Source organism: Streptomyces sp. NPDC028419 (assembly GCF_055565515.1).
This window is the reverse complement of record NZ_JBVHUE010000031.1, coordinates 1,169-12,858: the sequence shown is the minus strand read 5'-3', so window position 1 is coordinate 12,858 and position 11,690 is coordinate 1,169. Positions and strand designations below refer to the sequence as shown.

Sequence of the window (11,690 nt, the reverse complement as noted above, 5' to 3'; positions counted from 1 at the left end):
GGAGGAAGAAATACCCACAGCAAATACACGCCCCGACCCAAAGAAGGGGGAGGGGGGGGGGGGGGGGGGGGGCCCCCCCCCCCCCCTCTCCTCCCCCCCCCCCCCCCCCCCCCCCCCCCCCCCGCTCCTATGCTTTCCGGCATGACGGACAGCGATCACGACAACGGCGGCGCCGCGCTCGGCCCCGAGGACAGCAAGATCATCACGCTGGCGCGCAGCGCCCGGGCCCGCAACGCGGTGCCCGAGGGGGCGGCGGTGCGGGACGAGACGGGCCGTACCTACGTCGCCGGGACCGTGGAGCTGGAGTCGCTGAAGCTCAGTGCGCTGCGCACGGCCGTCGCGATGGCCGTGGCCAGCGGCGCCCAGTCCCTGGAGGCCGCCGCCGTGGTCAGCGCGGCCGACGGCGTGGACGAGGCCGACCGGGCCGCCGTCCGCGACCTCGGCGGCGCGGCCACCCCCGTCCTGCTGGCGGCCCCGGACGGCACCCTGAAGTCCACGATCACGGCCGGCTGAACCGCTGAACCGCTGAACCGGTCCCGCGTCCCGCTCAGGCGCCGGCTGCGACCGAGGTCGGAGTCGGCGCGAGCGGGTCGCGGCGGCGCCGGATGACCATCGCCATCAGCGCGGCCACCGCGCACAGCGCCCCCGAGGCGTACCAGATCAGGTCGTACGAGCCGAAGACGTCCCGCGCCAGGCCGGCCAGGAAGGCCACCAGCGCCGCGCCCACCTGGTGCGAGGCCAGTACCCAGCCGAAGACGATCGCGCTGTCCTCGCCGTACTGCTCCCGGCACAGGGCGATCGTCGGCGGGACGGTCGCGACCCAGTCCAGGCCGTAGAAGACGATGAAGAACACCATCGGCGGGTGCACCGAGGGTGCCAGCAGCATCGGCAGGAAGAGCAGCGAGACCCCGCGCAGCGCGTAGTAGACCGCCAGCAGTCGGCGCGGCTCGAAGCGGTCGGTGAACCAGCCCGAGGCCACCGTGCCGATCACGTCGAAGACGCCGATCACCGCCAGCAGTCCGGCCGCCGCCGTCACCGGCATCCCGTGGTCGTGCGCGGCGGGCACGAAGTGCGTCTTGACCAGGCCGTTGGTGGAGGCGCCGCAGATCGCGAAGGTTCCGGCGAGCAGCCAGAAGGGACCGGTGCGGGCCGCCTTGAAGAGCACGGTGAGCGTGCGCCGGGCGGCGCCCGGGACCGGAGCGGGCTTGGGGGCGTACTCCCCGCCGTACGGGGCGAGCCCCACGTCCGCCGGGTGGTCGCGCAGCAGCAGCCAGACGAACGGTACGACGGCCAGCGCGGCCAGCGCGACGGTGACCGCCGCCGGGCGCCAGCCGTGGTGCTCCACCAGCCAGGCCAGCAGCGGCAGGAAGACCAGCTGGCCGGAGGCGCCGGCCGCGGTCAGGATGCCGGTGACCAGGCCGCGCCGGGCGGTGAACCAGCGGTTGGTCACCGTCGCCGCGAAGGCGAGCGCCATCGAGCCGCTGCCCAACCCCACGAGCACGCCCCAGAAGAGCACCAGCTGCCAGGACGCGGTCATCCACACGGTGGCCGCCGTGCCGCCGGATATCACCAGCAGCGCGACGACCACGACCCGGCGGATGCCGTAGCGGTCCATCAGGGCCGCGGCGAAGGGCGCGGTCAGCCCGTACAGGGCGAGGTTGACCGAGACGGCGAAGCCGATCGTGCCGCGCGACCAGTCGAACTCCTTGTGCAGCGGGTCGAGCAGCAGACCGGGCAGGGAGGCGAAGGCCGCCGCCCCGATGATCGTCACGAAGGTGACGGCGGCGACGGACCAGGCGCGGTGGATCCGCCCGGCGGGGCGCGGGGCCGGAGCCGGAGCGGCGGAGTCGGGCGGGGTGGTGCCGGGGAGGGGCGCTGTCTGGGTCACGAGGACAGCTTCCGGCCCCCGGGAGCCGTGATCCAGTGGCCTGACCGACACGGTTCGCTACGATCGGGCCATGACCGATCGGGCCACCACCCCTGCCGCGCGCCCGGGCCGACCGCACCGCGTGGTCGTCCTCGCGCTCACCGGACTGCTGCCCTTCGAGCTGGGCATCCCGCACCGGATCTTCGGCCGTGCCCACGATCCGGCGGGCCGGCCGCTGTACGAGATCCTCACCTGCGGGCTCGCGCCCGGCCCCGTTCCCACCGACGCCGACTTCGCCGTCGAGGTCGCCCACGGCCCGGAGCTCCTGGCCACCGCCGACACGGTGGTCGTGCCCGCCTCCTACGAGCTGGGCCCGGTCTACGACGAGGGGCGGCTCACCCCCGAGCTCGCCGCCGCCCTCGCGCACGTGCGCCCCGGCACCCGGCTCGTCTCCATCTGCACGGGCGGGTTCGTGCTGGCCGCCGCCGGGTACCTCGACGGCCGCCGTGCCACCACCCACTGGGCCTCCGCCGCGCACTTCCAGCGCCTCTTCCCGGCCGTCCTGGTCGATCCCGACGTGCTGTACACGGACGACGGGGACGTGCTGACCTCGGCCGGAGTGGCCGCCGGGATCGACCTGTGCCTGCACATCGTGCGCCGCGACCACGGCGCGGCCGTGGCCAATGACGTGGCCCGGCGCACGGTCGTGCCGCCCCACCGGGAGGGCGGCCAGGCCCAGTTCATCGAGCGGCCGGTGCCGCGGCCGCAGCTCGCCAGCACCACGGCGGCCCGGGCCTGGGTCCTGGACCGGCTGCACGAGCCGGTCCGGCTGAGCGACCTGGCCCGCCAGGAGGCCATGTCGGTACGGACGTTCACCCGCCGCTTCCGGGAGGAGTCCGGGGTCAGCCCCGGCCAGTGGATCGTCATGCAGCGGGTGGAGCGGGCCCGGCAGTTGCTGGAGCGCACCGAACTGCCGATGGAAGAGGTCGCCCGACAGGCGGGCTTCGGCCACGCCCAGTCGCTGCGCAAGCACGTGCAGGCGGCGCTGGGGGTGAGCCCGACGGCGTACCGGCGGACCTTCCGGCAGCGCGAAGGGGAATGAGGGCGGGCGCGCGGAGGGGGTGAGGGTGCGTGACGGGCCCGAACCTGACGTCATCTGATGGGCCATCAGGTGAGGTCGGGCCGCTCCCTTGACATCTTCCGCCGCCCGCTCGTGAATGGCCCCCTGCCGAGGTGGACAGCGGGGGTGTCGCGGTGCGCAGAGGGACGCGGAGCAGGGGCTGGTCGGCGGCCGTCGGCATGGCCGTCCTCGCCGCCGCGGCGGGTGGCGCGCTGAGCGCACCGGCCTCCGCCGAGGGCGGGGAGCCGGCCCCGGCGGGCCAGGTCGACTTCCCCACGCACTGCGTGCCGCCGCAGGAGGCCGGGTTGCCGCCCGCCGACGGCCCCACCACCGCGGTGCTCACGGTGGACAACCCCGCGCCCCGGGTCGGCGACACGGTCACCGTCACCTACCGGGTGGCCGCCGGCCCGGCCGTGAACCCGCTGACCACCGATCTGCCGGCCGACGTGCTGACTCCCACCGCCGTGATCGTGCTGGGCGGGGCGCAGCGGGGGGAGGTGACCGTGGTCGGGGCCAAGAGCAACGACCCGGTGCCGGCGGGTGCGGTCCTCCCCGCCGTCACCATGACCGGCACCTTCACCGTCACCGCCCCCGGCGAGACCACCTTCGCCCCCGGCGCCTACACCCTGCACACCAGCCACCTGCTCGACCTCGACACCACCTGCACGCCCGCCGCGGCCGGGGCGCCCCCGCCGGTCGCCGGTCGGCTCACGGCGCAGGCGCTGCCGGCCGCGAACCTGCGCGCCGTCGCCCTCGGCGGCGCGTCCGGCCGGCCCGGCGCCGCCGTCAAGGTCGCCGGTAGCGGGTTCACCCCGGGCGCGGCCGTGACCGTCACCGGGCGCGCGGGCGCCGCGCCCACCGCCGACCGGGTCACCGCGACCGCGGACCGGCTCGGCGCGGTCCTGGCCGACCTGCCGGTCACCGACCGGACGACCACGGCCGTCGTCGCCTACGAGGGCCCGGCCTGGACGGCGGAACGCGGCTCGGGCCCGGGCGCGTACACGGTCCTCGCGGACCCGCCCCGGGCCCAGGAGCAGCGGGCGGGGACGCAGCAGGTGACGGCGACGGTCGAACCGGGGGCGCTGACGATGACCCAGGCCGGGGAGTCCGTCACGCTCGGCGCGATCGCGTACGGCGACGGGGTCGCGGCCCCCGGCCGGATCGGCACGGTCACCGTCAAGGACGCGCGGGGCGGCCCCGCCGGCTGGTCCCTGATCGGCAAGGTCACGGCCTTCACCGGGCCCGGCGGGGTGAAGATCCCGGGCGCCGAGCTGAGTTGGACCCCGGTCTGCGTGGCGGCGGCCGGGAGCCGGAGCACCTGCGCGGCGGGCAGCGCCGGGGTGGTCGGGGAGGGCGGGGCGGTCCTGGCGTCGACCCCGGACGCGTCGGCGGTGGGCGGGACCTTCACCGTGGACGCGCTCGTCACCCTCCGGCTACCGCCCTACACCCCGCCGGGGGCCTACACGGCGGTCCTGACGCTGACCCTGTCGTGACCGGGGCTCCGGCCCGGGAGCCGTCCGGACCCGGCGCCCGGCTCGCGCTCGTGTGCGCCTTCCTGTGCGCGCTGCTGCTCGCGCTCGGGCCCGCCGGGGGCGCCGCGGCCGCCGACAACGGACAGTGGTCCGTCCTCCCCGCCGCCAACAAGATCGCCCAGCGCCCGTACTTCTACCTCGCGGCCGCCCCCGGAACCACCGTCTTCGACGCCGTCACCCTCACCAACCGCACCCCCGGCCCGCTCACCTTCCGCCTCTACGCCGCCGACGCCTACAACACCGCCCGCGACGGCGGCTTCGCCCCGCGCGGGCCCGAGGAGCCGCGGGAGGCCACCGGAGCCTGGACCCGGCTCGCGCGGGACCGGGTCACCGTGCCGGCCGGGGGGTCGGTCAGCGTGCCGTTCACCCTGACCGTGCCCGAGCGGGCCGAGCCCGGGGACCATCCCGGGGCCGTCGTCGCGCTGGAGGACCGGCCCGGCGGCGCCGTGGGGAGCACGGGGATCGACGTCCAGCGGGCCGTCGCCGCCCGGGTCCACCTCCGGGTCGCCGGGCCGACCGCGCCCGCCCTGGCCGTCGAGGGGCTCGCGGTCACCCGCCGGGGCTCCGGCGCCGAGGTCTCGTACACGCTCCACAACCTCGGGAACGTCACGCTGCGCCCCCGGACCGCCCTCACCGCCGGCGGAGCCTTCGGCCGCTCCCTGCTGAACCGGGCGGCGACCGCCCGCGCCGAGCTGCTGCCCGGGCAGCGGGTCCGGTTCACCGAGCACTGGGCGGACCCGCCCGCCCTCGAACGGACCACCGTGACCGTCCGCGCCACGGCCCCCGGAGCCACCGCCCGGGCGAGCGCCGGGTACGCCGTCCACCCCTGGCTGGGGACCCTGCTGGCGGGTGCGACGGTCCTGCTCGCCACCGCCTGGTCGGCGCTGGGACCCGCATCGGGGAGAATGGCCCGTATGAGCGATCGTTCCCCCGAGCCCACCGCCCCGCACCGCGCGGGCTTCGCATGCTTCGTCGGCCGTCCCAACGCGGGCAAGTCGACCCTGACCAACGCACTCGTGGGTACCAAGGTCGCGATCACCTCCAACCGGCCGCAGACCACCCGCCACACGGTCCGGGGCATCGTGCACCGCCCGGACGCCCAGCTCGTCCTGGTCGACACCCCCGGCCTGCACAAGCCCCGCACCCTTCTGGGTGAGCGGCTGAACGACGTCGTACGGGCCACCTGGTCCGAGGTCGACGTCATCGGCTTCTGCCTCCCGGCCGACCAGAAGCTCGGCCCCGGCGACAAGTTCATCGCCAAGGAACTCGCGGGGATCAAGAAGACCCCCAAGATCGCCATCGTGACCAAGACCGACCTGGTCGAGTCCAAGGCACTGGCCGAGCAGCTGCTCGCCATCAGCCAGCTCGGCGCGGAGCTGGGCTTCGAGTGGGCCGAGATCGTCCCGGTCTCGGCGGTCGGCGACAGCCAGGTCCAGCTGCTGGCGGACCTGATCGCCCCGCTGCTCCCGGAGAGCCCGCCGCTCTACCCGGAGGGCGACCTCACCGACGAGCCCGAGATGGTGATGGTGGCCGAGCTGATCCGCGAGGCCGCGCTGGAGGGCGTGCGCGACGAGCTCCCGCACTCCATCGCCGTGGTCGTCGAGGAGATGATCCCGCGCGAGAACCGCCCGGCCGACCGCCCGCTGCTGGACATCCACGCGAACGTCTACATCGAGCGGCCGAGCCAGAAGGGCATCATCATCGGCCCGAAGGGTTCGCGCCTGAAGGAGGTCGGGATGAAGTCGCGCAAGCACATCGAAGCGCTGCTCGGCACCCCGGTCTTCCTCGACCTGCACGTGAAGGTCGCGAAGGACTGGCAGCGCGACCCCAAGCAGCTCCGCAAGCTCGGCTTCTGACCGCGCCGGCCGCCCCGGCCTAGCGCAGGCGTCGTACCTTCACCGCATTGTCCGTCCGGGTCCCGGGCCGGCCGTCAGGCCGGTCCTGGGCCCGTTCGTGTTCCTCGGCCAGGAGCACCTCCCAGGCGCCCTCCGCCAGCTCCAGCTCCGCCACGACCTGCTCCGGCGTCGGGAAGCGGACCTCGGGGTGGATGTTCTCCTGCCAGCTGGCCCAGCCCGCGTGGCCCACGATCAGCAGGACGCCGCCGGGGGCCACCGCCGCGGCGGCGGCGCGCAGGATCCGCTCGCGCGGGAAGTCGCCGAAGGAGTGCAGGAAGCTCGCCGAGACCAGATCGAACTCGCCGGCCGGGAAGGACTCGGCCAGGTCGTGGCGCTGCCACTCGATCCGGTCGCCGACCCCCGCCTCGGCGGCGTGCGCGGCGCCGCGCTCCAGGGCGACGCCGGAGATGTCCGTGGCGGTGACCCGCCAGCCCCGGCGGGCCAGCCAGATCGCGTCGCCGCCCTCGCCGCTGCCGAGGTCCAGGGCGCGGCCCGGGGCGAGGCCGTCGATCTCGCGGACCAGGACCGCGTTCGCGTTCCCGCTCCAGATGCGCTCGCTCTCCCGGTAGCGGGCGTCCCAGAACTCCGCGCCGGTGGCGGCGGGGTCGGCGGGGGGCTGGTGGGCGGGCGTCTGCTCGGGCGTCTCGGCCGTCTCGTGCATGGGGGTCTCTTCCTGCTGTGCGGGCGCCGGAGTGGCTGCCCGCACCGCCGATGCTGCGCCCGCGGCCGTGCCCGGGGCAACGTTTGTTGCCACTTCGGCAAACGCGCCGCACGGGCGGAGCCCCCTACTCCTGCGGCGGCTCCGCGATCAGGGCGGTGCCCACGCGGCGGAAGCCGATCCGCCCGTACATCCGGGCCACGTCCTCGTCGCCGGCCGAGAGGAACACCGTCCGCACGCCCCGGGCCAGGGCGTCCGCGACCAGCGCCGCCGTGACGCCCTGCGCCAGCCCCTGGCGGCGGGCCGCCGGGAGGGTGCCGACGCCGACGACCTCCGCGGTGGTGCCCACGGGGATGTACTGGCCCGAGCACAGGACCACGTCGCCCCGCACGGCGGCAGCCATGCCGCTCAGGCCCGATCCGATCCGCCGCGCCGCCCGCGCCCGCCGGGCCCCGTTCGCCGGATCCGCCGCGGCGAGCGCCAGTTCGGCCGGACCCGCCTCGCCCAGGGCGGTTCCGGGCGCCGCGAAGGCCAGCATCGGAACGGTCACCGCAGCCCGCAGCAGGGGGTCGTCGGCGTCGAGCATCCGGACCTCCGGATGCGGGGGCACGCGTACCTCGTCCAGGTCCAGAACCATCAGGGGGTGCGCATGGACATGCAGTCCGGCGCCCTCCACCGCGGCGCGCAGCGAGGGGGTGTTTTCGGCCACCCATTCGAAGGCTTCCGGTACGCCCAGCTCGCGCTGGCGGGCGCGGACCCGGGCGACGTCGGCGACGCTCGCCGCGGTTTCGGGCGCGGACCCGTCGCCGAGCGAGGGGCGCGCGTAATACGGCCAGCCGTCGCCCTCCTGCACGAACAGGGTGAGCGGCCCGAAGTCCTCGGCCCGCGCACCCCCGGTCCGCGGCACGGTGTCGTAGTAACGCTCAAGGGCGCCGAGGCCATCGAGGCCGTCGAGATCATCGCGAGAGGTCATCCGGGCATCCAAACAGAAAGGCCCTGGTCAGGCACCTTCTTTAAGGACCCGGGTGATCAGTTGGCGCTGGGCGTCGGAGAGGTTCGGGTCATGGCACGACACCGTCCGGCCGTCGACCGTGATCCGGTACGAGAACCCGTCCCGGATCCGGTCGGCGGCGGGCCCCGGCGGCCCCGGGCGCAGCGCGAGCTGCGCCAGGGCCTGCCACTCCGCCTCGTCGGGCAGGCCCGACGTGTCGATCTCGACCCGGCGCTCGATGCCCGCGAAGCCGCCGGTCCGCACCACAAGAATCCGCATGGGACCTGTCTACCGGCTCTACGCGGTCGGCACACCCACCTGGGACCAGGCCTTCAGGAGCGCCTCGTGCTCGGCGCCGCCCGACCCGAAGCGGGTGGCGGCCGCGGCCACCGACAGGCGCGCGAAGGAGGCGAAGTCGGCGTCCGAGGCCAGCTCGCCACCCGTGAGGGTGTCGTACCAGATCTGCCCGGCCCGCTCCCAGGCCTTGCCGCCGAGTTCGGTGGCGGCCAGGTAGAAGGCGTGGTTCGGGATGCCGGAGTTGATGTGCACCCCGCCGTTGTCCCCGCTCGTCCTGACGTAGCCGTCCATCGTCGCGGGCTGCGGGTCCCGGCCCAGCTCGTCGTCGTCGTAGGCGGTGCCGGGCGCCTTCATGGAGCGCAGGGCGACCCCGCTGACGTTCGGCCCGAGCAGCCCGGCCCCGATCAGCCAGTCCGCGTCCTGCGCGCTCTGGTCCAGGGAGTACTGCTTGATGAGCGAGCCGAAGACGTCCGACATCGATTCGTTGAGGGCGCCGGACTGGCCGTAGTACTCCAGGTTGGCCGTGTACTGGGTGACGCCGTGGGTCAGCTCGTGCCCGATCACGTCCACCGAGACCGTGAAATCGACGAAGAGGTCGCCGTCACCGTCGCCGAACACCATCTGGGTGCCGTCCCAGAACGCGTTGTTGTAGTGCTCGCCGTAGTGGACGCTGGCGTTCAGGGGCAGGCCCGAATCGTCGATGGAGTGGCGCCCGAACGCCTTCAGGTACAGCTCGAAGGTGGAGCCGAGGCCGGCGTAGGCCCGGTTGACGGAGGCGTCCTTGTGCAGCGGCCCGCCTTCGGCGCGGACCTTCTTTCCGGGCAGTCGGGTGTGGTGCTGGGCGTCGTAGATGGTCCGCGCGGGGGTGTCCGACGGCGGGGTGCCGAGGGTCGGGGCGATGCCGCGGACGGTGTTGATGCGGCGCCGGGTGCGCTGGAGCGCGTCGTGTTCCAGGGTGCGCTGTGCGAGGTCGGCGCGTCGGGTGTCCTCGGAGCGCGCGATGCGGTCGAGGACGTGCGGCGGCACGATCGTGCAGAAGACGGGGTGCTGAGGTGTGGCGTCCATGCCGGGAAATGTGGCACTGGGTCATGCCGGTGTCACTAGCTGCAACCATGATTCATTCGACTGTCTGAAACCGGGTGGACCCGGGTTGACGGATCACCCGGACCTCGGCGCAGCGAAAGAGTCATAGCTCACAAGTGGTGCAAAACGGACTGCATGGTCTTGCATACTGAAACAGGTCCCCGCACAGCCGCGCGGCTGGGCTAGGGTGCGGTCATCATGCGTTTTGGGCTGCTTCTCCTTAGCTGCCGCGGCGAGGGCCTGTAGTCGTAGGCCGACCCCCTCCCCGCGGAGTCCGGTGTTGCGGTTTTACTGCCTGTCGGCCGTCCCAGCGAACATCACGTGGACACGCGAGGAGCCCTACGCCATGACTCAGCACACCTTTGCGGGACGACCCACCCCCATCACCAACGCCACGCACACGCAGCGCCCCTCCGGCATGCCGATCCACAAGTACGGCGCGTACGAGCAGGTGGACATCCCCGACCGCACGTGGCCGGACGCCCGCATCACCAAGGCTCCCCGCTGGCTGTCGACCGACCTGCGCGACGGCAACCAGGCCCTGATCGACCCGATGAGCCCCGCCCGCAAACGCGAGATGTTCGACCTGCTGGTGCGCATGGGCTTCAAGGAGATCGAGGTCGGCTTCCCCTCCTCCGGCGAGACCGACTTCAACTTCGTGCGCTCCATCATCGAAGAGGGCGCCATCCCGGACGACGTCACCATCTCCGTACTGACCCAGGCCCGCGAGGACCTGATCGAGCGCACCGTCGAATCGCTGGTCGGCGCCAAGCGCGCCACCGTGCACATGTACAACGCCACCGCGCCGACCTTCCGCCGGGTCGTCTTCCGCGGCTCCAAGGAACAGATCAAGCAGATCGCCGTCGACGGCACCCGCCTGGTCATGGACTACGCCGACAAGATCCTGGGCGACGAGACCGTCTTCGGCTACCAGTACAGCCCGGAGATCTTCACCGACACCGAGCTGGACTTCGCCCTGGAGGTCTGCGAGGCCGTCTGTGACGTCTGGCAGCCGGGCGAGGGCCGCGAGATCATCCTGAACCTGCCCGCGACCATCGAGCGCTCCACGCCCTCGACCCACGCGGACCGCTTCGAGTGGATGGCCCGCAACCTGACCCGCCGCCCCTTCGTCTGCATCTCCGTCCACCCCCACAACGACCGCGGCACCGCCGTCGCCGCCGCCGAACTGGCCGTCATGGCCGGCGCCGACCGCGTCGAGGGCTGCCTGTTCGGCCAGGGCGAGCGCACCGGCAACGTCGACCTGGTCACGCTGGGCATGAACCTGTTCTCCCAGGGCGTGGACCCGGAACTGGACTTCTCCCAGATCGACGAGATCCGCCGCACCTCCGAATACTGCAACCAGATGGAGGTCCACCCGCGCCACCCCTACGCGGGCGACCTGGTCTACACGTCCTTCTCCGGCTCCCACCAGGACGCCATCAAGAAGGGCTTCGACGCCATGGAGGCCGACGCGGCCGCCCAGGGCAAGACGGTCGACGACATCGAGTGGGCGGTGCCCTACCTGCCGATCGACCCGAAGGACGTCGGCCGCTCCTACGAGGCGGTCATCCGGGTCAACTCGCAGTCCGGCAAGGGCGGGATCGCGTACGTCCTGAAGAACGAGCACAAGCTGGACCTGCCGCGCCGCATGCAGATCGAGTTCTCGCGGATCATCCAGGCCAAGACCGACGCCGAGGGCGGCGAGGTCACGCCGAAGGCGATCTGGTCCATCTTCGAGGACGAGTACCTGCCCAACCACGCCGACGCCGAGGCCCGTTGGGGTCGCATCCAGCTGCGCTCCGGCCAGACGACCACCGACAAGGACGGCACCGACACGCTGACCGTCGAAGCGGTCGTCGACGGCGCGGAGACCGTGCTGGAGGGCACGGGCAACGGTCCGATCTCGGCCTTCTTCGCCGCACTGGCCGCCATCGGCATCGACGCCCGCCTGCTGGACTACACCGAGCACACGATGAGCGAGGGCGCCTCCGCGCAGGCCGCCTCGTACATCGAGTGCGCCATCGACGGTCGGGTCCTGTGGGGCATCGGCATCGACGCGAACACCACCCGCGCCTCGCTGAAGGCCGTCATCTCGGCGGTCAACCGCGCCGGCCGCTGAGGCAGAGCCCGGACCGGGGGGGGGGGGGGGGGCCCCCCCCCCGGGAGGGGGGGGGGGGGGGGGGGGGGGGGGGGGGGGGGGGGGGAGGGGGAGGGGGGGAGGGGGGGTGGAGGAAGGGTTTCCCTGGT

10 protein-coding genes are annotated in these 11,690 nt (G+C 73.6%); 5 read left to right on the top strand and 5 right to left on the bottom strand.

The annotated features are described in order from the left end of the window. Positions 1–141 precede the first annotated feature (141 nt). On the top strand, positions 142–513 hold the full coding sequence (locus ACZ4UB_RS29980; RefSeq protein ID WP_354380191.1) for a cytidine deaminase: 372 nt from the start codon (positions 142–144) through the stop codon (positions 511–513). 34 nt (positions 514–547) lie between these two features. On the opposite strand, the gene ACZ4UB_RS29975 is transcribed toward ACZ4UB_RS29980, so the two are convergent. Continuing rightward, positions 548–1,888, bottom strand: a complete 1,341-nt coding sequence (locus ACZ4UB_RS29975; RefSeq protein WP_468074935.1) for an MFS transporter — start codon at positions 1,886–1,888, stop codon at positions 548–550. A gap of 70 nt (positions 1,889–1,958) precedes the next feature. Here ACZ4UB_RS29975 and ACZ4UB_RS29970 point away from each other — a divergent pair, with 70 nt between their 5' ends. The 3 genes from ACZ4UB_RS29970 to era all read left to right on the top strand — a co-directional run bounded on the left by ACZ4UB_RS29970 (position 1,959) and on the right by era (position 6,375). After that, a complete protein-coding gene (locus ACZ4UB_RS29970) occupies positions 1,959–2,969 on the top strand; it encodes a GlxA family transcriptional regulator (RefSeq protein WP_467956915.1) in 1,011 nt (336 codons plus the stop codon). 197 nt (positions 2,970–3,166) lie between these two features. Continuing rightward, a complete protein-coding gene (locus ACZ4UB_RS29965) occupies positions 3,167–4,480 on the top strand; it encodes a WxL domain-containing protein (RefSeq protein WP_468075053.1) in 1,314 nt (437 codons plus the stop codon). A 944-nt stretch (positions 4,481–5,424) separates the two neighbouring features. Continuing rightward, complete coding sequence (gene era, locus ACZ4UB_RS29960) at positions 5,425–6,375, top strand: GTPase Era (protein WP_354380333.1); 951 nt, start codon at positions 5,425–5,427, stop codon at positions 6,373–6,375. Between the two features lie 19 nt (positions 6,376–6,394). Here the strand turns inward: era and ACZ4UB_RS29955 are convergent, their stop codons facing one another. From ACZ4UB_RS29955 to ACZ4UB_RS29940, 4 genes are all read right to left on the bottom strand, one after another. Further along, positions 6,395–7,075, bottom strand: a complete 681-nt coding sequence (locus ACZ4UB_RS29955; protein WP_468074932.1) for an SAM-dependent methyltransferase — start codon at positions 7,073–7,075, stop codon at positions 6,395–6,397. 124 nt (positions 7,076–7,199) lie between these two features. Further along, positions 7,200–8,045, bottom strand: a complete 846-nt coding sequence (locus tag ACZ4UB_RS29950; RefSeq protein WP_468074930.1) for a GNAT family N-acetyltransferase — start codon at positions 8,043–8,045, stop codon at positions 7,200–7,202. Between the two features lie 27 nt (positions 8,046–8,072). Further along, positions 8,073–8,342, bottom strand: a complete 270-nt coding sequence (locus ACZ4UB_RS29945; RefSeq protein ID WP_468074928.1) for a protealysin inhibitor emfourin — start codon at positions 8,340–8,342, stop codon at positions 8,073–8,075. An 18-nt stretch (positions 8,343–8,360) separates the two neighbouring features. Then, positions 8,361–9,425 (bottom strand): M4 family metallopeptidase, encoded by a 1,065-nt coding sequence (locus ACZ4UB_RS29940; RefSeq protein ID WP_468074926.1) that lies wholly within the window; start codon positions 9,423–9,425, stop codon positions 8,361–8,363. 364 nt (positions 9,426–9,789) lie between these two features. Between ACZ4UB_RS29940 and leuA the strand changes: the two genes are divergently transcribed. Continuing rightward, positions 9,790–11,562, top strand: a complete 1,773-nt coding sequence (gene leuA, locus ACZ4UB_RS29935; protein WP_468074924.1) for a 2-isopropylmalate synthase — start codon at positions 9,790–9,792, stop codon at positions 11,560–11,562. Positions 11,563–11,690: the final 128 nt, after the last annotated feature.

What these genes read in the sequence shown, in the direction of transcription:
- ACZ4UB_RS29945 (WP_468074928.1), bottom strand. Translation starts at nt 8,342, where the DNA reads ATGCGGATTCTTGTGGTGCGGACCGGCGGCTTCGCGGGCATCGAGCGC.
- ACZ4UB_RS29955 (WP_468074932.1), bottom strand. Translation starts at nt 7,075, where the DNA reads ATGCACGAGACGGCCGAGACGCCCGAGCAGACGCCCGCCCACCAGCCC.
- ACZ4UB_RS29970 (WP_467956915.1), top strand. Translation starts at nt 1,959, where the DNA reads ATGACCGATCGGGCCACCACCCCTGCCGCGCGCCCGGGCCGACCGCAC.
- ACZ4UB_RS29940 (WP_468074926.1), bottom strand. Translation starts at nt 9,425, where the DNA reads ATGGACGCCACACCTCAGCACCCCGTCTTCTGCACGATCGTGCCGCCG.
- ACZ4UB_RS29965 (WP_468075053.1), top strand. Translation starts at nt 3,167, where the DNA reads ATGGCCGTCCTCGCCGCCGCGGCGGGTGGCGCGCTGAGCGCACCGGCC.
- ACZ4UB_RS29950 (WP_468074930.1), bottom strand. Translation starts at nt 8,045, where the DNA reads ATGACCTCTCGCGATGATCTCGACGGCCTCGATGGCCTCGGCGCCCTT.
- leuA (WP_468074924.1), top strand. Translation starts at nt 9,790, where the DNA reads ATGACTCAGCACACCTTTGCGGGACGACCCACCCCCATCACCAACGCC.
- era (WP_354380333.1), top strand. Translation starts at nt 5,425, where the DNA reads ATGGCCCGTATGAGCGATCGTTCCCCCGAGCCCACCGCCCCGCACCGC.
- ACZ4UB_RS29980 (WP_354380191.1), top strand. Translation starts at nt 142, where the DNA reads ATGACGGACAGCGATCACGACAACGGCGGCGCCGCGCTCGGCCCCGAG.